This window comes from Pseudoalteromonas sp. SIMBA_162 (assembly GCF_046535955.1).
Lineage (GTDB): Bacteria > Pseudomonadota > Gammaproteobacteria > Enterobacterales > Alteromonadaceae > Pseudoalteromonas > Pseudoalteromonas marina.
In genome coordinates this window covers 48832-74387 of sequence record NZ_JAWJBQ010000016.1, presented here as the reverse complement: position 1 = coordinate 74387, position 25556 = coordinate 48832, and the positions used below count along the sequence as shown (strand labels likewise).

Genomic DNA, 25556 nt, shown 5'->3' with positions numbered 1-25556 from the left:
GTGTAATACCTCCGTTAATAAATTACTCGTCTGCAAACCAACAAATGTTTCGTGCAGCCATAATCAGCTCACCTGCTTGTTCAGATGAAAGCTCTGTGATATCGACTAGCTCGTCAATACCTTGCTCAGCCAAGTCTTCAAGTGTTACAACACCTTTACTTGCCATTACAAATGCTAGATGACGCTCTAAGCCTTCAAGCGCAAGTAAGTCTTCAGCTGGCTCTGCGCCTTCTAAGCTTTCTTCCGTTTTTAGTGCTTTAGTTGTTAATGCATCTTTAGCGCGTGAACGTAAAACATCCACCGTTTCTTCGTCAAGACCGTCAATTTCTAAAAACTCAGAGGCTGGCACGTACGCCACTTCTTCAAGTGTTGAGAAACCTTCGTTGATAAGTAAGGTTGCAAACTCATCATCGATATCTAAATTTTCAGTAAATAAGTTAAGTAACTTATCTGATTCCGCTTCATTTTTAGTACGCATCTCGTCAACAGTCATAACGTTTAGTTCCCAACCAGTTAACTGGCTTGCTAAACGAACATTTTGACCATTACGACCAATCGCTTGTGCTAGATTATCGGCTTCTACAGCGATATCCATCGAATGAGTGTCTTCATCTAATACTATTGAAGCAACCTCAGCTGGCGACATTGCATTGATAACAAATTGTGCAGGGTTGTCATCGTAAAGAACGATATCAACACGCTCACCACCAAGTTCAGACGAAACAGCTTGAACACGAGCTCCACGCATACCAACACATGCCCCAATTGGATCAATGCGCTTGTCGTTTGACTTAACAGCAATTTTAGCGCGCGAACCTGGATCACGTGCAGCAGCGCGAAGTTCAATCATTTCTTCGCCAATTTCTGGCACCTCAATGCGGAATAATTCCATCAGCATTTCTGGCTTAGAACGCGTTACAAATAACTGTGCACCGCGTGCTTCTGGCTTAACTTCGTATAAAAGACCACGGATACGGTCGCCTGGACGGAAGTTTTCGCGTGGTAGCATGTCATCACGGTAAATAACTGCTTCAGCGTTATTGCCTAAATCAAGTACGATTGAATCACGTGTTGCTTTTTTAACAACACCTGTTACTAACTCACCCACTTGGTCTTTATATGCGTCAACAACTAAAGCGCGCTCAGCTTCACGTACTTTTTGTACGATTACTTGTTTGGCCATTTGTGTTGTGATGCGGTCAAATTTGATTGAATCAATTTGCTCTTCAACAAAATCACCTAGCTGTAAGTCAGGCTCTTCAACCTGCGCAGCTTCTAATGTTATTTCGCTGTAAGGATTTTCTAATGAACCATCCTCTAATACTTCAGCAATCTGCCAGCGGCGGAACGTATCGTAATCGCCTGTTTTACGGTCAATTGATACACGTACTTCAATTTCACCATCGTGTTTTTTCTTTGTCGCAGTCGCTAATGCGAACTCTAATGCTTCAAAAATCTTTTCTTTTGGAACCGCTTTCTCATTGGAAACGGCTTCAGCAACCAATAATATCTCTTTTGCCATGGGTAATGCCTCGCTTGCCCTATTCCTTCGCACTCGAATTTAAAACTTTGCGATTAAATTCGCACGTTCTATATTACTAAGCATGATCAAATGCTCTACACCATCACTAGATAGTGTGATCATATCGCTGCTAACTGCTATTAAGTCGCCTTTAAAATTTCGACGACCGTCTTGTGGAAGTTTAGTACGCACGCGTACTTCCTCTCCTTGCGCCTGCTCGTAGTGATCTTGTTTGAATAATGGACGATCAACACCAGGAGACGACACTTCCAAATCATATTCATTTGTAATTGGGTCTTCGACATCTAAAATCGCACTAATTTGGCGACTAGCGTCCGCACAGTTATCAACTGAGATCCCATCCTCATGAGCAATATATACTCTTAAGGTAGAATGGCGACCCGCTTGTACAAATTCAAGACCATGTAACTCAAAGCCTAACATTTCTACCGCAGGCGTTAACATGGTTACTAAATCTTGTTCAAGTTTTGTCACGAAAATCCTCCATACAAACAAAAAAAGGGCTTATAGCCCTAAAATACTGAGTTTAAATTTTAATTTAATGACAACAGCCATAAATTAAGAAAGGTGCAGATACAACAACGCCCCGAACCAAGCGGGGCGTCACACCAATAAAGCACAAAACTGTGTGGCCTAGGGCCGAGCTTGGTTGCGAGTCAGTAACTGACCAAATTAAACTACATTAGCTTAAACGCAAAACGCGCATTACATAGAATGCGCGATATAAATTAATAAGTTTTCACTTATTAGTAGAATTGGTTGCGGGAGCCGGATTTGAACCGACGACCTTCGGGTTATGAGCCCGACGAGCTACCAGGCTGCTCCATCCCGCGCCAATAGATATCAAACCTTGATTTAACATCGCTGTTAGCTGTTTTAAAACAGACTAAACAATGGCCGCTATTATAGGGATGTTGGGGATAATTAGCAACCATAATAACCAATAACTTTGGAAATACAGTTCAAATCAGATATAAGGAAATAAAACATTATACCTATTATGGGTATAAACTTATTTTAAACGGCTAATCATTTGCTAGTTAAGCCTAGTGAAATCACAATAATGGAATTAATAACTACTCTCACTTTTATTTGAAAAACAATAGAACTCAAAAAGTTATCAACAAATTAATACTTTTATATCAAAAAACGTGTAATTTTTGTTACGCGAGCTATAATAATAAAAATAAAAAAATAAGTTTTTAATCTTCTGTGAGGCTCTGATGAATTCACATAAATCTGTTTTATTAAAAAGTATTGGCATCATAAAACCAAACTTTCATGCATTTACCGCGCGTTTTCATAGAAAGCTTGTAGAGTCAGATATTTCGATGAACACGCTAACAGCTGAACAGTTTAACGAAAAAAGTTATATTTTATATTGTACCTTAGACCGCATAATCAAAAATATTGATAATCCATCATCGGTTGCTCCATTTCTGAGCCATCACTTACAGTTTTTAAAAAAATTAAATATTCAGCAGAGTGATATTAAACCTCTGACTGATATATTTTATGTAACATTAGTTGAACATTTAGGTCGGTTTTTTAATGAAGAAAGTCATTTAGCATGGCGCAAAGTGCTTACTTACTTTGAACGCTATACGAATGATACGCTGTTTAACGTCTCTAACGTGGTGTGCTTAACCCAACTTTCTAAACAAAAGCAAAGCAATAATAACTAAGGCGCTTTTAATTGAGCCTACTCATATCAAATTTGATGCTTGATGAGTGGTTATACACTCATTAGCGAATATTTAAATAAAGCTCAAATTATACAATTTGTTATTAAAATTACAGCGATCGATTAAGCAGACACCCTCGTACAAATTTCAATTTTGGTTTAATCATGGCGACTTACAGAACCTTAAGACTCATTTTAGGCGATCAACTCAATCCTTCTCATTCTTGGCTTAAAAGTAAAGAGGACGGTGTTCTCTACCTTATCGCAGAATTAAAACAAGAAACCAATTACGTTAAACACCATGTGCAAAAGCTTTGTGCTTTTTTTAATGCAATGGAAAACTTTGCAACTGCGTTAAAATCTGCAGGTTTCAATGTATTGCACTTAACCCTAGACGACACACACGAAGATAAACACCTACCCGCACTACTAAATCGTGTTGCTAAGGAATATAACTGCTCCTGCATAGAATACTTATACCCAGACGAATTTAGGTTAAAATCGCAATTAGCTGATTTTGAAAAATCATCCGAAATAAATGTATCAGCATATGACTCAGAGCATTTTTTACTGCCCTTTAGCGAAATTAAAGATCGATTCAAAAAAGATAAGCACGTGACCATGGAGCACTTTTATCGTGCTATGCGTAAACGATATGATTTATTAATGGAGGACGATAAGCCAGCTGGCGGTAAATGGAACTACGACTGTAATAACCGCAATAAATTCTCTAAGCAAGACTTAAAATCTATCCCAGAGCCTAAATTATTTAAAAACGATGTAAGTCATATCCTCGCTCGTTTAAAAAAACACAACATCGCTTACTTTGGAGAAATTAAAGAAGGAAAACTCGAATGGTCTACGTCACGTAAGCAAGCCAAAGAGTCTCTTGAATACTTTTGTGAGCATTTACTTGTCAATTTTGGTAAGTTTCAGGATGCAATGACAGATCAAAGTAAAGACAATACCAGTCTTTACCATAGCAGGCTCTCTTTTGCCCTAAACACTAAACTTCTTCACCCCTTGTATGTAATCAAACGTGTAATATCTGAATTCGAGCAACGGCCTGACGAGATATCTCTTTCACAAGTTGAAGGGTTTACCAGACAAATACTCGGTTGGCGAGAATACGTTCGTGCTGTTTATTGGGTAAACATGCCCGACTACGCGACTAAAAATCAACTAAAAGCCAATAATAAGCTCCCTCAATATTTTTGGGATGGTAATACAAAAATGAACTGTTTGAGCCACTCATTAAAGCAAAGCTTAGATACTGCCTATGCTCATCATATACAGCGTTTGATGATCATTGGTAACTTTTGTTTACTCAGCGGAATAAACCCTGACGAAGTTGATAACTGGTACTTAGGTGTCTATATAGATGCCATTGAGTGGGTTGAAATGCCTAACACACGTGGAATGAGCCAATTTGCAGACGATGGAATTATTGCCACTAAACCTTATGCTGCAAGTGGTAATTACGTCAATAAAATGAGCGACTACTGCAAAAATTGTCAATACGACGTGAAACAAAAAGTGGGGGGTAAAGCTTGCCCACTGAACAGTTTATATTGGCGTTTTATGCAAACACACCGCGAAAAACTAGAGAAAAATCCACGCATAGGCATGGTTTATAGAAATTGGGATAAGCAAAGCGATGAATTACGCGAAGACACACTTAATCAAGCTACACACTACATAAATAACATTGAGTCTTTATGACACAAAAAAGCCGCCTCAGAAGAGGCGGCCAAATAATCAGGGAAAAAATGTTGTTAAAACCAGATTAGCTATCTTCTAATAAACGTCCTTGGCCGATCTCAATTTTGCGCGGTTTTAATGCTTCAGGTATTTCGCGCTTAAGCTCTATAGTAAGTAAGCCGTTTGCTAAGTCGGCGCCAAGTACTTTAACATGGTCTCCTAGCTGAAACTTTCGCTCGAAATTGCGTTCTGCAATTCCTTGATGAATAAACTTACGTTCTTTTTTTTCATCTTTATTAGCTTTTATACCCGATACTTTTAATGTGTTATTTTCTGACTCAATGCTTAGCTCGTTGTCGCTAAATCCGGCAACAGCCATAGTGATTTGGTATCTGTCTTGATCGAGTGCTTCAATGTTGTAAGGAGGAAAGCTCGGCTGCTTGTCTGTATTCGCCGCAGCATCCATTAAAGACGCTAAATGATCAAATCCAATGAATGAACGATAAAGTGGTGATAAGTCTACTGTACGCATAATAATATCCTCATATTTAAGCGATATTTTGTTTGCACTTTTCATTTGAACAAGCGCTAACAAATATAAATTAATAATATAAATTTCAATTGTTTAAGTTTAGTTTAGGACCCATCAGGCGTCCTACTAAACTATATATGGACGGTAAAAATGTTTTCAAGTAAATAAATTAAAATATTAAAAAAAATTCCTCATTTTATAAACTAGTGAAATTAGTAACCCATTTTGAGGCATTAAAAAGTCAAATGCTTTTAATTCCTCAAAATGGTTGTTCAGTATTGTAGATTAGCGCTAAGTATTCATCGCTAATTAGTGTGTTAATGTGCCACGAATTGGATAATCGTTTTCGCGAATAAATTCAATGCCAGCCAACAAATCATTTAAATCAGGGCGTGAAAAAGGTGCATTTGATTTATCTAGTATCTGAATTTGATCATGCTCGTTAATTACAAAAATAGCAGGTTCAGCAAATGGGTGATCGGTTTCTTTTTCACTGCGTGGTTCACTAATATACAGGCCTAAATCAGTCATTTGAGCTAATGATAACCCACTATAAAGAGGAAAATTAACGTGTAAATCGTTTAGATGCTCTGTTAATTGTGCGTGACTGTCACCACTAACAGCGGCAATCTCTACCCCTGCATCTTTAAATTTATCATTCATTTTAGCAAGCGCATTAAGTTGTTTAGTACATAATGGACAATGCTTTCCGCGATAGATTACTATCATTTTCCAGGGTAAATCTGTCTGTCGAGCCGACACGTCAGCAAGGTTGTTCTCATTATCTTTAACTTTAAGTGAAGGCATTTTCATTGCTGGTTGTAAATAATTGCTCATGATCTTGATCTCCTTTGCAGTTAAAAAACATATTCTATATGTTCGTCTCAAATATAGAGCTTAGGGTTAAAGTTATAAATTCAACCATTAAAATGTAATCAGGAAATTTCTAACGTAATCAGCAGACCTTATTAGCTAAAGGCCTGATTTGTGTAAAGCAGTGAAACTTTAACATAGGCTTTATTAGCAACTGGGCTTGATACACAAGCAAACGCTAAAGCTCTGCCTGTCTAATAACAGTGGCTGCTTAGCATTTATGTTAGGGTTGGCTTTTAATTATAAATAGGTCAGATAAAATCAATGGCATTAATACGTAGCACGTTAATAAATTTAAGTTTAGCAATACTCGTGTTTTACTTAGCAAGTGCCTACCAAACTCGTAATTTACTTGAAACAAACCATACTCCTGCCCCTTATTTTAACTTGCCTATTTTAAATAAAAATAACGAAAGATTTAGTATTGCAGAGCTTGAAGGGAGAACAACCATTGTGTATTTCTTTGCTCCTTGGTGCACAATATGCCGCTACAGCATGCCCAACTTACAAAGCACCTTAATAAACTCAGACATTAATGTAATTGGTATTGCCCTTGATTATAAAAATGAGCAACAAGTTACTCAATTTATTGATGACTTAAACCTAAGTATGCCCATACTTCTTGGTAATCAATATACCCAATCAAATTATAAAGTAAGCGCTTTTCCAACTTACTACGTAATAAATTCAAATTTACAGATAACAGCACACGCAATGGGCTATTCAACCCAATTAGGAATAGCGGCAAGGACGTGGTGAATTATGCCGTCCATGACTCGGTCAAATTAATGTTCATCGCAATAATAGAATGGCACAATCACTTTTTTGCGCTTTATTATATTTTTTAATCATTTAAACTAAATTCAATCAAATAAAGGAGAGCACTATGCTTACAGTAATTTTTGGCCGTGAAGGCTGCCCATTTTGTGTTCGTGCCAAAGATGTTGCAGAGCAACTTGCCAACGAGCGCGATGATTTTAAATTTCGTTACATCGACATCATAAAAGAAGGCATAAGCAAAGCCGATTTAGAGAAGTCAGCAGGTAAACCTTGCCCTACTGTCCCGCAAATTTTTGTTGATCAAAGTCACATTGGCGGTTTTACCGAATTTGAAGCTTATGCAAAAGAAAACCTAGGCTTGTACAAATAGTCGTGCATTAAATTTGTTAACCAGTTCAATAATCCCACAATTGGACTGGTTAAATTTCAACCAACATCAAGCACATACAAATTAGTTTTAATTTATACAAGCATTTGCCTCGCTAATCCTATATAATGCGCGCCTCTTTAAATTCGTTGAGGCGTATTAATGTCAGAACCAGTCACGTTTGAATCTCTAAATCTTTCTCCTGCAATTTTGAAGGCAGTTGAAGAGTTGGGTTACAAGACACCATCTGAAATCCAAGCTCAATGTATACCGTTATTGCTAGAAAGAAAGGACGTACTGGGACTAGCACAAACGGGTACAGGTAAAACCGCAGCATTTGCACTGCCGTTACTAAACAATATTAACCCGTCTGTGAAACAGCCACAGATCCTTGTACTCACACCTACACGTGAGCTTGCGATCCAAGTTGCTGAGGCATTTGAACAATATGCAAAAGGTACTCGTGGTGTTGAAGTATTAGCACTATACGGTGGTCAAAGCTACAGCATTCAATTAAGCGCACTTCGTCGTGGCGCTCAAATCATTGTTGCTACTCCGGGTCGATTAATCGATCATATTAACCGTGGCACTATCAAGTTTGATGCTCTTCAAGCACTTGTACTTGATGAAGCCGATGAAATGTTACGTATGGGCTTTATCGATGATGTTGAAAACATCATGGAAAAAACACCGCGCGAAAAGCAAACATGTCTTTTCTCTGCGACCATGCCTAAGCAAATTCAAAACATCAGCAGCAAATATATGAATAACCCTGAACAGGTTCATATTTCTGCGCGTAACTCGACAGTATCGTCTGTTGAGCAAGTGTTTTGGAACGCAAGCGTACATAAAAACAAAGCGATTGTTCGCTTTTTAGAAGCTGAGCAATACGAAGGTGCTATTGTTTTCGTACGTACACGTAACGATACCGTTCAACTTGCTGAATTATTAGAGCGCGAAGGTTTCTCTGCAGCTCCGCTTAATGGTGACATGAACCAGCAAGCACGTGAACGCACTGTTGACCGCTTAAAAAGTGGCATGCTGAACGTTGTTATTGCAACTGACGTAGCAGCTCGTGGTCTCGATGTAGACCGTTTAAGCTTAGTTATCAACTACGACATTCCACAAGATTCTGAAGCCTACGTTCACCGTATTGGTCGTACAGGTCGTGCAGGTCGTACTGGTAAAGCAATTTTATTTGTTAAGCATAACGAACGTTACTTACTTAAAAATATCATTCGTCATACTAAGTCTGAAATTGCTCAGGTTGAATTACCAACAGCTAAAGTTGTTGAAGAAAAACGTATCGCTGCGTTACAAGCAAAATTAAGTATTGCGCTTGAAAACAAAGACATTACGTTCTTTAACGACGTTGCTACTAACATGGCTGAAAAACTTGACCTTCCTCTTGAAAGCTTAGCGGGTGCTTTACTGTGTTTAGCGCAGCAACAGTCGCCAATCAAAGTTGAAGAAGTTAAAATTCAACCACGTGAGCGTAACGAACGCAGCCCACGTAATGACCGTGGTGATCGCGGACGTCGTAACGAACGTGGTGGTGAACGCGCTGAGCGTAAACCTCGCGAGCGTAACAGCCGTGATGCAGGCCCTATGGATACTTACCGTATCGAAGTGGGTCGTGAGCATGGTGTTCAGGTTAAGAACATTGTTGGCGCAATTGCTAACGAAGCTGATATCTCAAGCAAGTTTATTGGTGACATTCGTTTACACGATCAACACAGCACTGTTCAGTTACCACAAAACATGCCTAAAGATGTACTGGATCATTTCCAAAAAGTGTTTATTTGTAAACGCCCAATGGGTATGACAATTACACAAGATCAAGGCCCAGCTGAACCACGTGGCGAACGCCCATCTGGTGATAGAAAACGTAACGATGGCCCACGCGGTGATAAGCGTAGCGGACCTCGTAAAGAACGTCGCCCAGTTAGCTTTACCGCTAAGTAAGCAACAGATCTTTAATAAAAAAACCTTGGTACGAGAGTGCCAAGGTTTTTTTGTGTCTAAAATTTAAGTAATGGTTCAAGCTGTTCTGCGTAGCTCACAACCGCAAACCATGATTATCTTCAAAGCACAGCGACTATAAACTTCTGTGTAAATCATTCAATTAAAACTAAAAAGCCCCACTACTTTATTAATAGTGAGGCTTTTACTGTATTGTATCGAATGCTCTATGTTAAGGCGCTACTGCTGGATACACGTAACTTGCATCTAACCCTAGCGGAATACCCAATGCCCAATAACCGAGTAGAAACAAGCTCCAACCTATTAAAAATGCAACCGAGTATGGCAGCATCATCGCTATTAGCGTACCAATTCCCGTACTTTTAACGTACTTTTGACAATAAACCACAACTAATGGGAAGTAAGGCATAAGCGGTGTAATAATATTAGAGCTAGAATCACCAACACGATAAGCCGCTTGCGTTAAATCAGGTGAAATACCCAATTGCATTAACATAGGCACAAATACCGGCCCTAGTAATGCCCACTTGGCCGAGCTAGAGCCTACAAATAAATTAACGAATGCGGTTAAAAATATAATACCTACCACCGTTACCGAACTTGGAAGTGCCATTGCTTTTAATAACTGCGCCCCTTCGATTGCAAGTAATGCCCCTAAGTTAGATTTGCTAAAGGCAGCAATAAATAACGCACAAAAGAATGCCATAACAATGTAGTAAGCCATACCGCCCATTGCCTTGCTCATGGCATCTATCATATCTTTAGAGCTTTTAAATGTACCTACTGTAAAGCCATATACTGCGCCTGGGATCCAAAATAACAAAAAGATCAACGGCACAATAGATTGCATCAAAGGTGAACGGAAATTAGTTAAGGAGCCATCGCTACTACGCATGGCTGAATCTACCGGCGCAGACACGTAAGCGAGTAAAGCAATGCCTGCAATCATTACGCTGCTTGCTATGAAGAATGCGCGCTTTTCATCGCTACGCGCATCTTCAAAAACAGGTAAGTCTTCACTGTTTCCATCAAGTGGCGTATTTTGTAAACGAGGTTCAATAATCTTATCGGTAATATACCAACCCAGTAATACAATAAACATGCTTGATGCTGAGGCAAACGCCCAATTATTTAATGGATTTATCGACATATCAGGATTAATAATATGAGCAGCACTTTGTGTAAAGCTTTGCAGTAGTGGGTCTATTCCAGATGGAATAAAGTTGGCGCCAAAGCCACCACTTACACCGGCAAACGCCGCTGCAATACCCGCTAATGGGTGCCTTCCTGCTGCATAAAAGATTACGCCAGCTAACGGTATCACAAGCACGTAACCTGCGTCCGTGGCTGTATGGCTTACAATAGCCACTAAAATAATTGACGGTGTTAACAGCTTTTTAGGCGTTACTTTTAACATCAGCTTAAGGCCAGTATTAATAAAGCCTGAGTGCTCAGCGACACCAACACCTAACATAGCAACAAGTACTACGCCTAAAGGAGCAAAGCCGGTAAATGTTTTTACCATTGAAGATAAAAAAGTGGCCAACGAGTCGCTTGCAAGCATGTTGTTTATTATAATTGCTTCGCCTGTACGCGGATCAATTGCATCAAAACTTACGCCAGAAAACCACCACGACAAACCCCATATTAATAACATAGCAAACAAAAATATAATTGCTGGATCAGGTAGCTTATTACCAACCCGCTCAACTACATTCAAGAAGCGCGCAACAACTCCTGAAGGTAAAGCATCTTGATTATTACTCATTGTATTTCGCTCATTAAAATTTATTTAAGTAACAATATCGCATTAATACGCAACAGTAAATTAACGTAAAAAGCTATTTTAGGAACGTTAAACAAAAAAAGCACGATTACCAAAGATAATCGTGCTTTTTTTGTTCATTTGGTTACTAAGCGAGCGCTTTAACTTCTTCCCATAAGCGAACAACTAGTGCCTTGTCTTCTTCGTTAAGTTCTCCGTTACGGTACGCTTTTACAAGACTTTGCTCTACTGTTTCGTTTAACTGCTCAATACTGATAGTAAGTTGCTCAACTTCAGCATAGCCTACAGCAAGATCAAAATGACCGCGTAAGTAGCCGCCTGCAAATAATTCGTCATCCGTTGCTTTGATAACTAAATCATCATAATACTGTTGAGCCGCGTCAATATAGTTTACTAAGGTCACTTGTTTATCTCCTGATTTTGTATAGCACCCGTTTCATCTTGGAATTGGTGCCCTACTGCATACATAATATGGTCGTTAAATCCGGTGGTTACTTTTATGTAACCTGTTAATTCGTCGTCTAGTTCGTTGTCGCCTGTATCGCAAATTAACGGGCGGTTATTCAATGCCTGTAGCTTGGTTTTTGTTGCAACAACAATAATGTTCTCTTTGCCAATAGCGCGGATAAGCGCAGGGCTTAGCTGCTGATTTCCGCGACCAAAAATATGACCCTGCCCACCAATTAAAGTGATCACAAGTTTGGTCTTTTTCTTATGGGTAAGTTCAAGTAAGTCGGCGGCTGTTAGGTCTTGGCCTACAAGTGTTTGATCTTTTATTAAATCAACACCCAACAAAGTATTTTCAAGGCCCATTTCTTCCATTATAGCTTCGACTGTTGAACCACTACCCATAATGTAAAGTGTGTCTTCGTCCATTTCGCTCACAACGTAAGCGGCTATATCTGAAAGTACTAATTCGTCTGTTTCTTTACCGCCATTTTTTACAGCTTGCACATAACGTACTTCGCTGGGTATTTGCATTTCGCCAAATCGTTTAGCTTTTACTGTGCCCTTCCTAAATGCGTCTTCGTCAATATCCATTACATCGGCATCAGCTAACGTCACTAACTCGCCTTTTACGAGCATTTCAACAACTCGCCCTGCAGCTTTTGGTGTAATGGCATATACGCCAGAGTGGATTTTACATCCGGCAGGAATGCCAAGCACTGGGACAGTATCTTCAATGGCATGGCAAATATTACGTGCGGTGCCATCGCCACCTGCAAATAGAACTAAATCTACATCGGCATTTTTTAACACCTGTGCGGCACTCTCGGTATCATCCGGCGTTGTTACTGCGTCTGTGTTGTATACAACTTCAACATTAAAACCTAAAGCTTTTGCTGTTTGTTCGCCCATTTCGCCATTTACGGTATAAATAACAAGCTGCTCTTTATACGGTAACAGTATTTCTAGTGCGGCTTTAGTACGGCTATTTGCTTTAGGTTGTGCACCTAGCTCAATCGCTTTTGCTGCGGTTTGCGCCCCATCACTTCCCTTGAGGGCGACACTTCCGCCTAATCCTGCTACAGGGTTTATAATTAAACCTAATTTAAACTGCATCACAAAACTCCTGAGGGTGTTGCCAATCAAACTGATTTGCAGTCATTGGCCATGGTGTGTGATAAAAACGAGTAAGCGCGATTAATAATGATTGAGTTCGTGCATTAAAACCACTTTCAATCAACGTAAGCACGCGCTGGTGAACCCGCTTTTGAAAATCAAAACGACATGTTTGCTCACCATTTAAATTATCTACCGATACATTAAAGGGAAAACCCGCTGCGGTGCTTAATAGCCATTCAATGGCTTGTGGCTTGACTTCTACACTTTCGAACTCAGCCTGCTGGTGTTTATCGCGGCCATCGGGGCAATACCAATAGCCGTAATCTTCTTGTTGTCGACGATCAATGCCCGCAACCAGCCAATGGGCTATTTCATGTAAGGCACTGGCATAAAAACCATGTGCAAACACAATTTGATGATAAGGAATGTCTTGTGTTGCAGGAAGGTACACGGGCTCACAATCACCTTTGATCAGCCTTGTATTATGGCTTTGGTAAAATGTGTTTTCGAAAATAGAAATAAGATCAGCGATTTGATGCATATAATACGACTAATTCGTCTCGGTTAAAGCGCCTTTTGGCGCACTAAAAACGAGACGAATTGTACGGGCTTTTATAGCTAAAGTAAAAGTCGCTTACTGACCTATATTTATAAATCAACCCCAGCTTCATCTGCATCAACAATATCGGTTTCTTGCAGTGCTTGAGTTATCCAGCTTTGTAATACAGGGCATGCTAATACATGTTGGCAATAACTATTAGCGGCTTTAGACAAGGTTACCTGATAGGTTTTCAATCGCAGTACAATGGGGGCATACATTGCATCAACGATACTAAAATCGCCAAACATCCACTGGTTTGGGTAAATTTCTTGCTGTTTAGCAAATATGTCGTCGATGCGGGCGATGTCTTTTTTAGCATCATCTGAAAGTGTAATTTTTCGCTTTGCCCTTATATTCATTGGCATTTCACTTCGAAGAGCCATAAAGCCTGAGTGCATTTCAGCGCTTAAAGCTCGTGCAGTTGCACGCTGCGTTACGTATTTAGGCCAGGCAACTTGCGAAAGGTACGCATCGTTAATGTATTCACAAATAGCAAGTGAGTCCCAAACGTGTAAATCACCATCAATTAATGCGGGTACCTTTTGAACTGTAAAATGTTTTTTTAACTCGCTGTAAAAGTCTGGGGTATCGAGTACAAGCTGAATCTCATCAAACTCCAATTCAAATTTACTCATTAAATACCATGCGCGCAATGACCAGCTTGAGTAGTTTTTATTGCCGATAAATAATTCCATTACCTATTCCTTGTTAAAAACGAACTTCCCAACTGTACATTAATTAACCGCAAAATAAATACTAAAAATTACCCGTTACTGTTTTTATTTAGTTGCTTTGTAATATGCTTTTTAAGTATGTGTGTATTTCGGGTATTAGCTTTAAAAAACGCATCAAATATATCGCCAAAAATAGGAATAGATCCGACAAAAAAATCTATCAGCATATTAATAATTATCAGCAGTTTAACATGCCAGCTAATACCTAACTTTTGAGCCTCAAATAATACGTAACTAGATAAAATAAGCCCTATCACATCCCCTACAACGGGCACAAAACCAATCACCGCCTCAATACCAAACCTAAAGTTTGTGAAAGGAAAACGAATACTACTGTCGGTTAATTGGCTAAAACGCGCTAGGCGCGCAAGGGTTGCTTTTTGTTTAGCGTATTCACTGTGTGTTTGAATTGAATCTTGCATAATTTACCTCTATGGAAAATCATATAACGGTAAAGTTGAACTGGGCCTTAAACTACATTAACTATTTTACATAAACAAAAAGCGCGAAAAACGCGCTTTTAAAGTGACTAAATTTAAACCATTATACAGAGCCGTTAATGGGTCCATGCTCGTGGTTTACATGCGGGTTTTGACCGCGCTGGCGCAGTAAATGGTCCATTAATGTAATAGCCATCATAGCCTCAGCAATAGGTATTGCTCGAATGCCCACACACGGATCGTGACGACCTTTGGTGATCATCTCAACCGCTTCGTTGCTTGTATTAATGCTCTTACCAGGGATAGTAATACTTGATGTCGGTTTTAACGCAATAGACGCTACTATGTCTTGCCCTGTAGAAATACCTGCAAGCACACCACCAGCATGGTTTGAAGTAAACCCTTCAGGTGTTAGTTCATCACGATGCTCTGAGCCTTTTTGTTCAACAACGTCAAAGCCATCACCAATTTCAACACCTTTAACGGCATTAATGCTCATTAGTGAATGCGCAATTTCAGCATCTAACCTATCAAATACAGGCTCACCTAACCCTACAGGTACATTGCTTGCCACTACCTTCACTTTAGCGCCTACTGAGTCACCTTGTTTTTTTAGGTCACGCATGTATTCATCGAGCGCTTCTAGCTTGCTTACATCAGGAAAAAAGAACAAGTTGTTTTCAACTTCTTCCCAATCGTAACTTTCTGCTTTAATAGGACCTAGTTGGCTTAAGCATGCTTTTACTTCAATACCATGAAATTGCTTTAAATATTTTTTAGCAATTGCGCCAGCTGCTACGCGTATTGCGGTTTCACGTGCAGACGAGCGGCCACCTCCGCGATAATCACGAAGGCCATATTTGTGCCAATAGCTGTAATCACCATGGCCTGGGCGAAACACGTCTTTAATTTTGCCGTAATCTTGTGAACGTTGATCGGTATTTTCGATTAATAAACCAATACTTGTACCCGTTGTTTTACCTTCAAAAACGCCTGCTAATATTTTTATTTGATCGCTCTCGCGGCGCTGCGTGGTATATCGGCTTTGGCCTGGTTTGCGGCGATCTAAATCTATTTGTAAGTCGGCCTCTGTTAATTCAAGACCTGCGGGAGTGCCGTCAACAACGCCGCCTAAAGCAACGCCATGGCTCTCTCCAAAAGTGGACACTTTAAATAACTGTCCAATGCTATTACCTGCCATTAACTTTCCTCATTCCTAATGACGACCATTAGCTGGGCTAATATGCCCAGCCATGTATTCACTTACGTTTAAGTTAGCTCATATTAACCTAAAGCAAGTCGTGTTATTTTGAAAAATACTCATCTAGCTGTTTTTTGCTAATAACAAATACGCCTAAACCACCTTGTTCAAACTCAATCCATTCAAATGGCGCATTTGGATACAAAGCATCCATATGTACCATAGAGTTCCCCACTTCTACAAATAACAAACCGTTATCGGTTAGATGATTGCTGGCTTCGCTTAAAATAGTACGCGTTACATCAAGACCATCGTGCCCTGATGCAAGGCCTAGCTCTGGCTCATGGTGAAATTCGCGCGGTAAGTCTGCCATATCTTCAGCATCCACATACGGTGGATTAGCCACGATTAAGTCGTATTTTTGGCCTTCTACGCCACTAAATACATCTGATTGTATAGGCAGTACTCGATCACTTAACATGTAGTCATTAATGTTAATATCAGTTACTTCAAGCGCTTCATACGAAATATCAACAGCGTCTACTTGCGCTTGCTCAAATGCTTGTGCAAGTGCGATGGCTATACAGCCCGACCCTGTACATAAATCTAAAATACGATTTACCGAGTTTGGCTCAACAAGCCAAGGCGTAAACCGATTGCTAATAAGTTCTGCAAATGGTGAACGAGGAATTAGTACACGTTCATCTACGTAAAACGGCATGCTTGCAAACCATGCAATGTTAGTTAAATAAGGGACTGGAGTGCAGTCGTTTATACGCTCAGCAATAAGACTCGCTAGTCGGTTTTTTTCTGTACTTGTTAAACGCGCATGCATTAATTCTTTTGGTGCATCAACGGGTAAGCTAAGCGCTGGTAAAAGCAGGCTCACAGCTTCATCCCACGCGTTATCTGTTCCGTGTCCAAAAAATATGCTACTACTTGCAAATTGGCTTGTAGTCCAACGTAACCAGTCATGTAAAGTTGACAGTTCTGCAACAGCTTCTTCGAGTGTTGCTTCTTCAATTTGTAAATCGCTCATATATTTTTACCTGTATTAGCTTACTGACTGTTTTGAGTCTTTAAGACGATTGCATTGCCTATATTGGCTTAGCAAATTACAATTGTCTCTCATTTAAGTATTGTACCGCCTTTTGCGCTGCGTTTTTACGTTTTTTTGTTTAGGTAATTGTTATGAAAAAAGACTCTCCATCACCATCGTCCCTAAGCAATGACGACATAGACTTATTTCGCCAAACGATCACAGGCGCTAAAGTATTTAAACAAGATACTCATCGTTTTGATACAAAGCCTAAGGTGTCACAAGCAAAGCAATTTGCCCAGCAAAAAAAGCAGGCTCAATCTGAATTTTATTTCTCAGATGAATATATTCCCGATATAGACACCCACGGCACTGTCCATTATGTAAAAGAAGGGCACGACACTTATTTACCCAAGCAATTACGACGAGGCGACTTTGCACCTGATTTAACGCTTGATTTGCATGGCTTAAACAAAGAAATTGCTAAAGATGAATTAGCAGGACTCATTCACGAATGTAAAAAACAACATTATTATTGTGCGTGTGTTGTGCACGGAATTGGTGGTGGCATACTTAAACATAAAATTCCTCAGTACCTAGTTCAGCACCCAGACGTAATTGCAATGCATCAAGCGCCACTTGAATACGGTGGTAAAGGCGCGGTACTTATTTTGATAAACTTACCACAAAGCGATGAATTTAGACGCTAACCCAACATATTACTAGGAAGTAATTACGTGCATATTGTTTCTATTATTTTTCCACTTATCTTCATTGTCGCATTGGGTTATGGCTGTTGCCGGCTTTCGTTTTTTAACAAACAGCACATTACAGGGCTGAGTAAATTTACTTTTTACATAAGTTTGCCGGCTTTTTTATTATTGAATATGTCGCAAATAGACTTAAAGCAAAGCATTAGTCTTTCTGCATTTTTAAGTTTTTATATCCCGGTGTTGTGTATTTTTGGATTAGGTATTTTAGTCGACCGATTTTATTTGAATAAAAATAATAGTAAAAATTACCAAAAACACGGCGTATTTGGTCTTGCGGCTAGTTACTCAAACATGGTGTTGGTAGGTATTCCTATCATTATTGCATCGCTGGGCAAAGAGAAAATAGCCATTGCTTTTATGATCATCACCTTCCACAGCACTTTATTATTTGCACTGACCTATTTAATTGGGGCAAAGGGCAATAGCAGTTCGTTCTCGTGGTCACAGTTTGGCAAAAGCATGGTGCTTAACCCTATTGTTTTAAGTATTGGTTGTGGCTTAATCATTAACGTTTCGGGCATTGTATTATTTAAAAACTTAACGGACAGTTTGGCATTATTAGCAACCCCTGCAATAGCCTGTGCGCTATTTGTATTGGGCGCAAACCTAGCGTTTTATAAAATAGCAGCAAACTGGCAACCTGCTTTAATTGCCTCGATTTTAAAAATTATTATATTGCCGGCAGGCGTACTATTTATTGGGTCATATATATTTAAGCTCGACCCGCAAATACTAACCGTACTAGTTTTATTAAGTGCCTCACCTGTTGGCGTAAACGCCTATTTAATAGCGAGTCAAATTAAACAACATGAAGCAACGCTTGCAGGAGCGGTGGTGCTATCTACTATTTTAAGTGTAGTGAGTTTAACGTTTTGGTTAGCGGTTTTACTTTAATTTATAAGCCACCAGCTACATCAATAAAAGTGCCTGTGGTAAATGAAGCAGAATGTGAGGCTAAAAAGTATATTGCAGCAGCCACTTCTTCAGGTTGCCCACCCCTACGCAGAGGAAGATTACTTTTAAGCCGTTCTACCCGCCCCTCTTCACCACCATCTGTGTGCATATCAGTGTAAATAAGGCCTGGCCTAACACAATTAACGCGCACGCCTTTACAAGCAACCTCTTTGGCGAGACCCATGGTCAATGTATCAATAGCGCCCTTTGTCGCTGCATAATCAATGTATTCATTAGGTGAACCTGTTTTAGCCGCTACCGATGACACATTAACAATACTGCTACCGGGTAACATACGCTTAATGGCTTCTCGGCTACATATAAATGTGCTGGTAATGTTTGTAGTGAGTAATTCGTTAATTCGCTTTGCGTCCATGTTTAGCAGCGGCATTTGAGGTTTAAGCACACCGGCATTATTTACAAGTACGTCGAGCCGGCCAAATACTTTATCTATACGTGAAAATAAATCGTTAACATCGCTCTCTTGAGATACATCGGCCCTTACTAGTTCGGCTCGTACACCATAACTTCTTACTCTATCGGCAACGTATTCTGCTTGAGTTAAATGGGTCTTATAGTTAATACATACATCATATCCTTGGCGCGCAAAATAAACAGCGGTGGCTGCCCCTATACCTCGACTAGAACCGGTTATGAGTACCACCCGCGCTTTGTTCATACAAAATTAGTCCTTTAGCGCTGCCACTACCGAAATTTCGACCAATAGCGCATCGCGTGCCATTTTGGCTTCTACACAAGCGCGTGCCGGTGCATAACCTTCTGGTACCCATGCATCCCACACAGCATTCATATCGGCAAAATACTCCATACTTTTTACATAAATTGTTGCGCTTAACATATGCTTTTTTGAGCTACCGGCCTCATCTAACAGTGCTTCTACTTTATCGAGCATGGTTTGCGTTTGCTCTGTGATTTCCTTTTCAGCATCAGCGCATACCTGTCCACACAAATAAACAGTGCCGTTGTGCTTTACAATGCGACTCATTCGCGCACCGGTTTGAAGACGTTCAATGGTCATATTAGTCTCTTAATTTATAAATCGGCAGGAGCGTTTATATTTATATATTCGCTACGATTCGTATTTTCGTTGTAATGAATGACAGCCACAGCACCTGTATTAAATATAGGCATGTTTCCAGGACAAAGCTGATCAACCAAATAGCTCACTATTGGCATGTGCGCTACAATTAACCAACTATTACACTCGGGGTGCATTTGGATGAGTGTTTCAAGGTAATCAGCTGCAACATGCGGTTTGCCTTCCGGGGTAATATCGGCACACGTTTCGCTATATTTAAACGTGATACTTTCAGCGACCCCGTTTGCTGTTTGTTGAGCTCGTACGTAAGGGCTAACTAACAATGCATCCGGTTTTTGCGTATTGGCAAGCCATAGCCCCATTTTTTTTGCTTCTAAATGACCCACTTGGGTTAAATTTCTTGCCGCATCATCGGCCTGCATAGGTGCAGCTTCGCCGTGGCGCATTATTAAGATTGTTTTCATAAAAAATCAACCGATTAAAGAATATAAACAGTAGCCAGTTTGCTCACTTGTCAGCTATATTAACAACATAAACTTATTTTTTCTAAAATAGTTCTTTCACGACATTCAGGTAAATCTTTTAGCACACCCTTGCTACCCTGAAGTTATCCTCTGTTGTTATCAAGTAAACGTTTAGTTTCAGGAGCACCATTTGAATATCAGCCGCAATGATAATAGAGCATACCGCGCCCTTACACTGGACAATGGTCTAAAAGTATTGCTTGTGCAAGATAAAGATTCAACAAAGGCTGCAGCATCAATGGCTGTAAATGCGGGCCACTTTGACGATCCTGCTGATAGGCAAGGTCTTGCTCACTTTTTAGAGCACATGCTTTTTTTAGGCACAGACCAATTTCCAGACTCTGGAAGTTTTAATAATTTTGTTTCGCAAGCAGGCGGAAACACAAATGCATGGACCGGTACAGAACACAGCTGCTACTTTTTTGATATAAACAATCAAGAGTTTGAACACGCATTATTACAATTTAGCCGCTTTTTTATTGCCCCTCTGTTAAGTGCTAATGAAACAGAAAAAGAACGTAATGCCATTGATGCAGAATTTAAATTAAAAATTAAGGACGATGCCCGTCGCATTTATCAGGCCCATAAAGAAACGGTTAACCCTGCACATCCTTTCGCTAAGTTTTCTGTTGGTAACCTGCAAACACTCGCAGACAGAAAACGCTGTATTAGCGACGAACTTTGTGACTTTTTTAATGAGCATTACCAAGCACAATGGATGACATTAGTTGTATGTGCAAACGAAAAGCTAGACACTCTTCAAACCTGGGTAAAAGCTCACTTTAGCCAAATTTTAGGAAATAAAGCATCTGTAAAACCTGAGATCAGCGAGCCACTTTATCGAAAACAAGACCTAGGGAAAATTTTACATATAGAGCCACACAAACACATGCAAAAACTAATCGTTAGTTTTGCAATGCCTAATATTGATGACTTTTACCGACATAAAACCGTCAGTTTTATTGCACATTTACTCGGTTATGAAGGACAAGGCTCACTGTATTCTATTTTAAAAGAGCAAGGTTGGATAAATGCCCTTTCGGCGGGAGGGGGCATTAACGGCAGTAACTTTAAAGATTTTAATGTCAGCATGGCGCTTACCGATGAGGGTATAGAATATTTTGAAGATATTATCGAAATGCTTTTTGAGTACATATGTTTAATTAATGCCAACACAGAAAAGCTGCCCCGCTTATATCAAGACAAAAAAAATCTTTTACAAATTGCGTTTGATAACCAAGAAAAATCACGACTTATTGATTGGGTAAGTAGTTTGAGCATCAATATGCAGCATTATGATGAATGCAACTATGTACAAGGTGACTACCTAATGGAAGGCTTTAATAAAGCAACGCACGAAATGGCGATGCAATGGTTAAAACCTAACAATATGCGTATTGTACTCATTCACCCTGACGTAGAACCCGAGCATAAAACTGCGTGGTACAACACACCCTATAAAGTAGAAAAAGTATCACCTAGTTGGCTTGATGCCCTTAGTGATATCAATAAACCACTTAAAGATATGTACCTACCCACTGCAAACCCATATCTCACTAAAGAGGTTGAGCTTTTCGAAATAGAAAAGCCCCAAGAGCAACCCACACTTTTAGTAAAAGAACCGGGGTTTGATTTTTGGTTTAAACAAGACAGCACATTTAGAGTAGCGAAAGGTCATTTTTATTTAGCTATGGACTCTGACTTTGCGGTAAAAGACGTAAAGCATATGGCGCTAACACGCTTATTTACCGATTTATTTATGGATAGTGTTGGCGAGCAGTTTTACCCAGCAGAACTGGCTGGTTTAAGTTATCATTTAACCTCCCACCAAGGGGGACTTACACTACATACTGCAGGGTTATCATCGAGCCAATTAGAACTCGTCGATGAACTTTTAGATGCGTTATTTAATGTAGATATATGTGCAAAGCGCTTTGCCGAGTATAAAAAACAACTTGTTAGGCATTGGCGTAACAGCAACCAAAACAAACCTGTTAGTGAGTTGTTTAGTATTTTAGGTGCAAAACTAATGCCTTGGAATCCACAGCCTAACGATTTAGCAGAAGCGTTAAAAGCAACAAGTTTCCAGCAATTTAATGAATTTAGACAAGACTTTTTTAAGGCGTTACATGTGGAGTCTTTTTTACATGGTAACTGGCAAGAAAATCATGCTTTAGAATTTCAAAAAAAGGTGGCTGCACATTTGCAGAATGCCACAACTATCGACGATTTAAGACGCCCTTTATTTGAAATAAAAAAAGCAACACGTTATGAAATTGAGTTACCGTGTAACGATCATGCCATGGTTGTGTATTACCAGGCACAAACCAATGACGTGAACGAAAAAGTTAAAATGATGGCGTTAAATCATTTAATGAACCAAGACTACTTTAACGAGTTGCGCACAACACAACAATTAGGTTATTTGGTTGGTGCGGGTTACGCGCCTTTTAACACCCGGGCAGGCATTGCTTTTTATATACAGTCCCCTAAATTTGACTCAAAAACCTTGCTACATCGCCATACTCACTATGTGAATCAATATTTAGGTAATATCAATGAGCTAGACGAGCATAGCTGGCAGCAACAAAAGCATGGTTTAAAAACGCATATTGCAGAAAAAGATAAAAACTTACGTTTGCGATCACAACGCTTATGGCTTGCCATAGGTAACAGAGATCATAATTTTGATATGCAAAAACGATTGCTTTGTGCACTTAACATGCTGACTCTACAAGAAATTAAAGATTATGCTCTGGTACTTTTTGATGAAGATAGGCCAAGATACGAGCTTTTAAGTAACGCTAAAGTTAATAAATCTCAAAAAACACCGGTTTACTCGCATTCTCTTTGACTCTTGAATGTCCTTGTTTTAAATTGTCATTAGTAAATTAGTAGTAATAAAAAATGATAATAAAAACAATAAAACTAAACCTATTCGCTGTATTACTTGCTTACTCGTTTGATACTTACGCCTTTGAGTCTTCATTTAAATACAATTCAGACACTCTGCTGTTATTGTCGAGCGCTATTATTGCGCTCGCTTTGCCATACCTATTATTTGTTATATACAAGCTTAGGCGCTCTCGTCGCCAACTTCGCCTCTCTGAAAAACGTTTAAAAAGTACCGTTGAAGGCAGTGGTGACACCTTGTGGGATTGGAATATAAAAACAGGCGAAGTTATTCGTATTAACGATAAATACATGATGAACTCCCCCACTATTATGGGTTTCCCACCAAATAAAGGACTTATACACCCACAAGATATTCCTCATGTTGAGCATCTACTAAAAAAACATTTTGCAGAGCAAAGCGTTTTTTTTGAAGCCACATACCGAATTAAAGATACATTTGGCAAGTGGCATTGGGTGCTTGACCGCGGCAAGGTTATCGAAAAAGATGCAAATCTAGCCCCGCTCAGAATGACAGGCACTGTTCGCGATATTTCACAGTTAAAATCAACCGAAGAACGATTAAATCTGTTTGCTAAATGTGTTGAGTCGTTTACTGATGCGCTGGCAATTTACGATAAGAACTTTAAATTAGTCGATATAAATCCCAGTTTTTTAACGTTATTTGGTGGTATGCGCGAACAATACCTAAATAAAGATTTTAATTTGCCTGGATACGATACAAGTTACGTTGAAAACATTATCGATGTAGTGCGCCAAACTGAGCATATTCAGCAAGAAATTAAACTGCGCAATAATGAGCGTGTATTGCTGCCAATAGAAATATCAATTGATGAAATTAAAAACGAGCAAAACCAAATTACTAACTACGTGGTTGTTTATTCCGATTTAACAGAGCGAAAAAAAGCAGAATCGCAGCTGCATAATTTATCAAATCGAGATCGCACCACAAGCCTGCCTAACCGTAATTTATTTTTTACTAACTTACATAAACTGGTTCAGCAAGACGCTCACCATGCATTACTTGTTTTTGATTTAGATAACTTTAAAAAAATAAACGACTCATTAGGTCATCAACTAGGTGATAGTTTACTGGCAAAACTTGCTATGCGATTAAATAAACTCACCCGCGAAAACGATGTATTTTATCGTTTAGGAGGCGATGAATTTGCACTTGTAATGTCAAATACGAACGACCTTCATGTAATCACTCGCACTGCAAAACAGTTTTTAGCGGCTATTTCCACCCCATTTAAAATGGCAGGGCACGAGCTGGCTATTACCTCAAGTGTCGGTATTGTGTTGTTTCCTGAAGATGGAAACACACCCGAGGTACTACTTAAAAATGCAGATACCGCAATGTATCATGCTAAAAAGAAAGGTAACAGCTACCTGTTTTTTAACGACACCATGAACCGCCAAGCAGTTAAACGCTTACAAATTGAAAACCTAATGCGCTTTGGTTTGAAAGAAGATCACTTTGAAGTCTACTATCAGCCAAAAATGAATATACGCACGGGCAAGTTAACAGGCATGGAAGCGTTAGTCCGCTTTATTACTCCTAAAAAAGGAATAATAAGTCCGGGCGTATTTATCCCTATTGCTGAAGAAACAGGTCAAATAATAGATATTGGTGAAGTTGTTCTAAACAAAGCCTGTCGCGATGTAAAAAAATGGCTGGACGATGGACTGTTTAATGGGCGCGTTGCTGTTAACTTGTCTGCTAAACAATTTAGCCTTCCTGATTTAACGTCGCGTATTGATATTATTTTGCAAAAAAATGCTTTGCCATCGTACTTTTTAGAATTAGAGATCACTGAAGGCACAGTAATGGATGATCCAAACGAAGCCATTAATATTATGCGCTCGTTAAGCGCCCGAGGTATTCATTTAGCCATGGACGACTTTGGTACTGGGTATTCTTCTTTGGCTTATTTAAAACAGTTTCCGCTAAATACACTAAAAGTAGACAAAGCGTTTATTGATGATATGAAAAACGAGCGCGGCCGAAATATGGTCGATTCAATCGTCACGATTGCTCACAACCTTGACTTACATGTCGTTGCCGAAGGCGTAGAACAAGCACATCAAATAGACATTTTAAAAACGCTTAATTGCGAAACGGTACAAGGTTATTATTACTCAAAACCGTTATCTAAAGACGAATTTACTGAGTTTTTAAAACAACAACAAAGTAAAGCAACGCCAAGCTTAATTAGCCCTAAAAAAAGTAATGTGGCGTCTATAAGCTAAGCGCGCCACGTGCAGGTATTAACACCGACATATCTCAACCAGGCTCGCCTGTAATGAACGTTAAATAAAAACCAAGCCAATGGGCCAAGCAACGCACTGAGTAAAAGCCAGCGCTTTACGGGCATTCCTTTTTGTATTGTGTCTAAGTACATAAGCGGGATAAACAAACTGCTAAGTAAAACAAACCACAAAACCACATACCTTATCTAAATAAATTGGCGCGCAGTTTAGCGTTTCTTCGATTAAATT

At 39.4% G+C, this 25556-nt stretch carries 25 protein-coding genes and 1 tRNA gene; 9 read left to right on the top strand and 17 right to left on the bottom strand.

All coding sequences use genetic code 11. The annotated features are described in order from the left end of the window. Positions 1–22: 22 nt before the first annotated feature. The 3 genes from nusA to R0J88_RS12750 all read right to left on the bottom strand — a co-directional run bounded on the left by nusA (position 23) and on the right by R0J88_RS12750 (position 2376). Positions 23–1522, bottom strand: coding sequence for a transcription termination factor NusA (nusA, locus tag R0J88_RS12760; RefSeq protein ID WP_006793372.1), 1500 nt, complete (start codon positions 1520–1522; stop codon positions 23–25). Between the two features lie 39 nt (positions 1523–1561). After that, entirely contained in the window at positions 1562–2017 is a 456-nt protein-coding gene (rimP, locus tag R0J88_RS12755; protein ID WP_006793371.1) for a ribosome maturation factor RimP, read from the bottom strand. A gap of 282 nt (positions 2018–2299) precedes the next feature. Further along, positions 2300–2376: transfer RNA gene (locus tag R0J88_RS12750), tRNA-Met, on the bottom strand. Between the two features lie 390 nt (positions 2377–2766). Here R0J88_RS12750 and R0J88_RS12745 point away from each other — a divergent pair. Together R0J88_RS12745 and R0J88_RS12740 are read left to right on the top strand one after the other, a co-directional pair. After that, on the top strand, positions 2767–3228 hold the full coding sequence (locus tag R0J88_RS12745; protein ID WP_410900102.1) for a globin: 462 nt from the start codon (positions 2767–2769) through the stop codon (positions 3226–3228). A gap of 164 nt (positions 3229–3392) precedes the next feature. Beyond that, positions 3393–4949: a cryptochrome/photolyase family protein gene (locus R0J88_RS12740; RefSeq protein ID WP_410900101.1), complete on the top strand. Its 1557-nt coding sequence runs from the start codon at positions 3393–3395 to the stop codon at positions 4947–4949. 64 nt (positions 4950–5013) lie between these two features. On the opposite strand, the gene R0J88_RS12735 is transcribed toward R0J88_RS12740, so the two are convergent. Both R0J88_RS12735 and R0J88_RS12730 read right to left on the bottom strand, forming a co-directional pair. Beyond that, on the bottom strand, positions 5014–5460 hold the full coding sequence (locus R0J88_RS12735) for an Hsp20 family protein (RefSeq protein WP_410900100.1): 447 nt from the start codon (positions 5458–5460) through the stop codon (positions 5014–5016). 309 nt (positions 5461–5769) lie between these two features. After that, positions 5770–6297, bottom strand: a complete 528-nt coding sequence (locus R0J88_RS12730; protein ID WP_039036640.1) for a redoxin family protein — start codon at positions 6295–6297, stop codon at positions 5770–5772. 300 nt (positions 6298–6597) lie between these two features. Here R0J88_RS12730 and R0J88_RS12725 point away from each other — a divergent pair, with 300 nt between their 5' ends. The 3 genes from R0J88_RS12725 to R0J88_RS12715 all read left to right on the top strand — a co-directional run bounded on the left by R0J88_RS12725 (position 6598) and on the right by R0J88_RS12715 (position 9445). Beyond that, the gene (locus R0J88_RS12725; protein WP_410900099.1) at positions 6598–7092 is read left to right on the top strand and encodes a TlpA family protein disulfide reductase; all 495 of its coding nucleotides are present in this window, start codon (positions 6598–6600) and stop codon (positions 7090–7092) included. A gap of 127 nt (positions 7093–7219) precedes the next feature. Then, positions 7220–7483 (top strand): GrxA family glutaredoxin, encoded by a 264-nt coding sequence (locus tag R0J88_RS12720; RefSeq protein WP_010555975.1) that lies wholly within the window; start codon positions 7220–7222, stop codon positions 7481–7483. A 159-nt stretch (positions 7484–7642) separates the two neighbouring features. After that, positions 7643–9445: a DEAD/DEAH box helicase gene (locus R0J88_RS12715; protein WP_410900098.1), complete on the top strand. Its 1803-nt coding sequence runs from the start codon at positions 7643–7645 to the stop codon at positions 9443–9445. A gap of 229 nt (positions 9446–9674) precedes the next feature. Here R0J88_RS12715 and R0J88_RS12710 read toward each other — a convergent pair whose 3' ends face one another. The 8 genes from R0J88_RS12710 to prmB all read right to left on the bottom strand — a co-directional run bounded on the left by R0J88_RS12710 (position 9675) and on the right by prmB (position 16830). After that, the gene (locus R0J88_RS12710) at positions 9675–11231 is read right to left on the bottom strand and encodes an AbgT family transporter (RefSeq protein ID WP_006793363.1); all 1557 of its coding nucleotides are present in this window, start codon (positions 11229–11231) and stop codon (positions 9675–9677) included. Between the two features lie 145 nt (positions 11232–11376). Continuing rightward, positions 11377–11652 carry a YfcL family protein gene (locus R0J88_RS12705; RefSeq protein WP_006793362.1) on the bottom strand — a complete coding sequence of 92 codons (276 nt, stop codon included), beginning with the start codon at positions 11650–11652 and terminating at the stop codon, positions 11377–11379. Further along, a complete protein-coding gene (locus R0J88_RS12700; RefSeq protein ID WP_410900097.1) occupies positions 11649–12812 on the bottom strand; it encodes an ATP-NAD kinase family protein in 1164 nt (387 codons plus the stop codon). Before R0J88_RS12700 ends, R0J88_RS12705 begins: the two co-directional genes overlap by 4 nt. Further along, positions 12802–13356: an elongation factor P hydroxylase gene (locus R0J88_RS12695; RefSeq protein ID WP_243533052.1), complete on the bottom strand. Its 555-nt coding sequence runs from the start codon at positions 13354–13356 to the stop codon at positions 12802–12804. Before R0J88_RS12695 ends, R0J88_RS12700 begins: the two co-directional genes overlap by 11 nt. A gap of 107 nt (positions 13357–13463) precedes the next feature. Continuing rightward, positions 13464–14111: a glutathione S-transferase family protein gene (locus tag R0J88_RS12690; protein ID WP_305397855.1), complete on the bottom strand. Its 648-nt coding sequence runs from the start codon at positions 14109–14111 to the stop codon at positions 13464–13466. Positions 14112–14179: 68 nt separating this feature from the next. Further along, a complete protein-coding gene (locus tag R0J88_RS12685) occupies positions 14180–14572 on the bottom strand; it encodes a DUF4112 domain-containing protein (protein ID WP_410900096.1) in 393 nt (130 codons plus the stop codon). A gap of 121 nt (positions 14573–14693) precedes the next feature. Further along, positions 14694–15791, bottom strand: coding sequence for a chorismate synthase (aroC, locus tag R0J88_RS12680; protein ID WP_410900095.1), 1098 nt, complete (start codon positions 15789–15791; stop codon positions 14694–14696). 103 nt (positions 15792–15894) lie between these two features. Continuing rightward, complete coding sequence (gene prmB / locus R0J88_RS12675) at positions 15895–16830, bottom strand: 50S ribosomal protein L3 N(5)-glutamine methyltransferase (protein WP_039036634.1); 936 nt, start codon at positions 16828–16830, stop codon at positions 15895–15897. Between the two features lie 152 nt (positions 16831–16982). Here prmB and smrB point away from each other — a divergent pair, with 152 nt between their 5' ends. Next, a complete protein-coding gene (gene smrB / locus R0J88_RS12670; protein WP_006793353.1) occupies positions 16983–17540 on the top strand; it encodes an endonuclease SmrB in 558 nt (185 codons plus the stop codon). Positions 17541–17567: 27 nt separating this feature from the next. After that, complete coding sequence (locus R0J88_RS12665) at positions 17568–18497, top strand: AEC family transporter (protein WP_006793352.1); 930 nt, start codon at positions 17568–17570, stop codon at positions 18495–18497. A 1-nt stretch (position 18498) separates the two neighbouring features. Here the strand turns inward: R0J88_RS12665 and R0J88_RS12660 are convergent, their stop codons facing one another. The 3 genes from R0J88_RS12660 to sixA are packed head-to-tail and all read right to left on the bottom strand — an operon-like array spanning position 18499 to position 20081. Continuing rightward, positions 18499–19236 carry an SDR family oxidoreductase gene (locus R0J88_RS12660; RefSeq protein WP_410900094.1) on the bottom strand — a complete coding sequence of 246 codons (738 nt, stop codon included), beginning with the start codon at positions 19234–19236 and terminating at the stop codon, positions 18499–18501. Between the two features lie 6 nt (positions 19237–19242). Continuing rightward, a complete protein-coding gene (locus tag R0J88_RS12655; protein WP_410900093.1) occupies positions 19243–19596 on the bottom strand; it encodes a RidA family protein in 354 nt (117 codons plus the stop codon). Positions 19597–19610: 14 nt separating this feature from the next. After that, positions 19611–20081: a phosphohistidine phosphatase SixA gene (sixA, locus tag R0J88_RS12650; RefSeq protein ID WP_248518451.1), complete on the bottom strand. Its 471-nt coding sequence runs from the start codon at positions 20079–20081 to the stop codon at positions 19611–19613. Between the two features lie 190 nt (positions 20082–20271). Between sixA and R0J88_RS12645 the strand changes: the two genes are divergently transcribed. Both R0J88_RS12645 and R0J88_RS12640 read left to right on the top strand, forming a co-directional pair. After that, positions 20272–22995: an insulinase family protein gene (locus R0J88_RS12645; RefSeq protein WP_410900092.1), complete on the top strand. Its 2724-nt coding sequence runs from the start codon at positions 20272–20274 to the stop codon at positions 22993–22995. A gap of 53 nt (positions 22996–23048) precedes the next feature. Beyond that, on the top strand, positions 23049–25307 hold the full coding sequence (locus R0J88_RS12640) for a putative bifunctional diguanylate cyclase/phosphodiesterase (protein WP_410900091.1): 2259 nt from the start codon (positions 23049–23051) through the stop codon (positions 25305–25307). On the opposite strand, the gene R0J88_RS12635 is transcribed toward R0J88_RS12640, so the two are convergent. Beyond that, entirely contained in the window at positions 25304–25498 is a 195-nt protein-coding gene (locus R0J88_RS12635) for a hypothetical protein (protein WP_239104449.1), read from the bottom strand. The two genes, R0J88_RS12640 and R0J88_RS12635, sit on opposite strands and share 4 nt — an antisense overlap. Between the last annotated feature and the right edge of the window lie 58 nt (positions 25499–25556).

Coding starts and splice junctions, on each gene's coding strand:
- R0J88_RS12655 (WP_410900093.1), bottom strand. CDS start 19,596: ATGACCATTGAACGTCTTCAAACCGGTGCGCGAATGAGTCGCATTGTA.
- R0J88_RS12710 (WP_006793363.1), bottom strand. CDS start 11,231: ATGAGTAATAATCAAGATGCTTTACCTTCAGGAGTTGTTGCGCGCTTC.
- R0J88_RS12690 (WP_305397855.1), bottom strand. CDS start 14,111: ATGGAATTATTTATCGGCAATAAAAACTACTCAAGCTGGTCATTGCGC.
- R0J88_RS12700 (WP_410900097.1), bottom strand. CDS start 12,812: ATGCAGTTTAAATTAGGTTTAATTATAAACCCTGTAGCAGGATTAGGC.
- R0J88_RS12685 (WP_410900096.1), bottom strand. CDS start 14,572: ATGCAAGATTCAATTCAAACACACAGTGAATACGCTAAACAAAAAGCA.
- R0J88_RS12695 (WP_243533052.1), bottom strand. CDS start 13,356: ATGCATCAAATCGCTGATCTTATTTCTATTTTCGAAAACACATTTTAC.
- R0J88_RS12720 (WP_010555975.1), top strand. CDS start 7,220: ATGCTTACAGTAATTTTTGGCCGTGAAGGCTGCCCATTTTGTGTTCGT.
- aroC (WP_410900095.1), bottom strand. CDS start 15,791: ATGGCAGGTAATAGCATTGGACAGTTATTTAAAGTGTCCACTTTTGGA.
- R0J88_RS12660 (WP_410900094.1), bottom strand. CDS start 19,236: ATGAACAAAGCGCGGGTGGTACTCATAACCGGTTCTAGTCGAGGTATA.
- R0J88_RS12740 (WP_410900101.1), top strand. CDS start 3,393: ATGGCGACTTACAGAACCTTAAGACTCATTTTAGGCGATCAACTCAAT.
- smrB (WP_006793353.1), top strand. CDS start 16,983: ATGAAAAAAGACTCTCCATCACCATCGTCCCTAAGCAATGACGACATA.
- nusA (WP_006793372.1), bottom strand. CDS start 1,522: ATGGCAAAAGAGATATTATTGGTTGCTGAAGCCGTTTCCAATGAGAAA.
- R0J88_RS12640 (WP_410900091.1), top strand. CDS start 23,049: ATGATAATAAAAACAATAAAACTAAACCTATTCGCTGTATTACTTGCT.
- R0J88_RS12725 (WP_410900099.1), top strand. CDS start 6,598: ATGGCATTAATACGTAGCACGTTAATAAATTTAAGTTTAGCAATACTC.
- R0J88_RS12745 (WP_410900102.1), top strand. CDS start 2,767: ATGAATTCACATAAATCTGTTTTATTAAAAAGTATTGGCATCATAAAA.
- R0J88_RS12730 (WP_039036640.1), bottom strand. CDS start 6,297: ATGAGCAATTATTTACAACCAGCAATGAAAATGCCTTCACTTAAAGTT.
- R0J88_RS12735 (WP_410900100.1), bottom strand. CDS start 5,460: ATGCGTACAGTAGACTTATCACCACTTTATCGTTCATTCATTGGATTT.
- R0J88_RS12715 (WP_410900098.1), top strand. CDS start 7,643: ATGTCAGAACCAGTCACGTTTGAATCTCTAAATCTTTCTCCTGCAATT.
- prmB (WP_039036634.1), bottom strand. CDS start 16,830: ATGAGCGATTTACAAATTGAAGAAGCAACACTCGAAGAAGCTGTTGCA.
- sixA (WP_248518451.1), bottom strand. CDS start 20,081: ATGAAAACAATCTTAATAATGCGCCACGGCGAAGCTGCACCTATGCAG.